This window comes from uncultured Methylobacterium sp., from assembly GCF_964251405.1.
In the GTDB taxonomy this organism is placed as follows: Bacteria; Pseudomonadota; Alphaproteobacteria; order Rhizobiales; family Beijerinckiaceae; genus Methylobacterium.
On the sequence record NZ_CAXUJR010000017.1, the window covers coordinates 1 to 1,716 of the forward strand.

Consider the following 1,716-nt stretch of genomic DNA (forward strand, 5'->3'; position numbering starts at 1 on the left):
ATCGCGCCGCCACCTCGCCCGACGGTGCCCGCGGCGATCGAGGTAGAGGAATTCGAGGGTGTCCGCCCGCACCAGAACGGCGCAGAAGTTCGGGCGGCCCAGGGTCACCGCTTCCTCCTCGTCGGGCTGCGCGTAGGCGTCGCCCGACGCGATGGCCGCCCCCGGGGCCGGCATCGTGCCGTAGCAGACCCGGCTCATCGCCATGGACCCGGCCCAGGCCTCATGGGCTGGATCATCGCCGATATGCAGGCTGGCCGGGCCGGAGACGCGGATCTGGATCTTCGCCTGCGCATCATAGGCGTGGAGCGCGGCAAAGCCGTTGCGTGCGATGTCGGCCGCCTTGCGCGAGCGCTGGTCGCAGTGGAAGCGCAGAACGCCCGTCCCGGGATCGGCCGCGCGCAGCACCACGGTGCGCAGCTGCGGCCGGCCCTGCGCATCCACCGTGGCGAGCGCCGGGGTGTGGAAGCCGCTGCCTGCGCGTCGTGCCCCCTCGCCCAGGAGCCGCCAGAGTTCGGCCAGGCTGGCGTCGAGGTCGTCGTGGAAGGGCGGCAGCGGCGTCATGGCTCGGGGGATGTCCGGCACTTACGCTCGCGCAGGATCAGCACGACGTTGCGTAGATAGATCAGGGTCGAGAGCCCCTGCCCGAAGATGATCACCGGTTCCCGCCGGACGAGCCCGTAGACCAGGGTCATCAGCCCGCCGGCGATGGACAGGAACCAGAACGACATCGGCATCACGCTCTTGCCCGCCCGCTCGCTGGCGATCCATTGCAGCACGAAGCGCGAGCCGAACACGAGCTGTGCGGCGAGCCCGAAGACCAGCCACAGGTCGAAGCGGGTCACGAACACGTCGTAGACGTAGCCCTGCAGGTCCTCGGAAAGCTGCATCAGCATGGCGGGGATACCGTCGGCGAGGTTTCGGCCACCGCGGGGGCTGGGCGCCTGCGCCGGATCAGCCACCAGACTCCGGCAAGATCGAGGAGGCCGACCCAGAGCCGGTCGAACAGGCCGTAATTCGAGCGCCCGGTGAAGCGCGGCCGGTCGACCACGTCGCGCAGCACCACGGAAAGACCCTCACGGACGACGAGGGCAGGCATGAAGCGGTGGAGAGCGTCGAAATACGGCAGCACGAGATACACGTCGCGGCGAAACACCTTGAGGCCGCAGCCAGTGTCGCGTGTGGCGTCCTTGAGGATGCGGCCGCGCACGCCGTTGGCGATGCGCGATTGCAGGCTTTTCAGCCATCCATCCTTGCGGCCGACGCGCTGTCCTTGGGCGAGGCCGGCTCCCGGCCCTCCCTCCACGAGGGCGGCGAACAGGGCCGGGATGAAGGCCGGGTCGTTCTGGCCGTCGCCGTCGAGGGTGGCGATGATCGCGCTCCTCGCCGCGGTCACGCCGCTGCGGACCGCCGCCGACTGGCCGCCGACGCGCGCGTGATGCAGCACCCGCAGCCATGGCCGGCCCGCTTGCGCGGCAGCCAGGGCCGCGGCCGTGCCGTCGCCCGAGCCGTCGTCCACATAGATCACCTCGAAGGGCGCAAGGTCCGAGCAGGCCGCGCCGATCTCCGCGACGAGCGCGGCGATGTTGCCGGCCTCGTTGCGCACCGGCACCACCACGGAGAGGCGCAGATCGCGGGGTGTGGCGCTCACGGCGTCACCGCATGGGCCGAGAGGTCGATCCGGCGGCCGCTGTTGAGGTTGAACCCCGAGACCCGACC

General features: G+C 70.7%; 3 protein-coding genes. All 3 read right to left on the reverse strand.

Going from position 1 to position 1,716, the window contains the following annotated elements:
• Window positions 1–561 (reverse strand): pyridoxamine 5'-phosphate oxidase family protein (locus ACFE7U_RS05175; RefSeq protein WP_375408666.1); only part of this gene is annotated, 561 nt, incomplete at its 3' end.
• A complete protein-coding gene (locus ACFE7U_RS05180; RefSeq protein WP_375408667.1) occupies window positions 558–893 on the reverse strand; it encodes a lipid-A-disaccharide synthase N-terminal domain-containing protein in 336 nt (111 codons plus the stop codon). The genes ACFE7U_RS05180 and ACFE7U_RS05175, both read right to left, overlap by 4 nt.
• Window positions 887–1,648 (reverse strand): glycosyltransferase family 2 protein, encoded by a 762-nt coding sequence (locus ACFE7U_RS05185; RefSeq protein WP_375408668.1) that lies wholly within the window; start codon window positions 1,646–1,648, stop codon window positions 887–889. The genes ACFE7U_RS05180 and ACFE7U_RS05185 overlap by 7 nt, the downstream gene beginning before the upstream one ends.
• Between the last annotated feature and the right edge of the window lie 68 nt (window positions 1,649–1,716).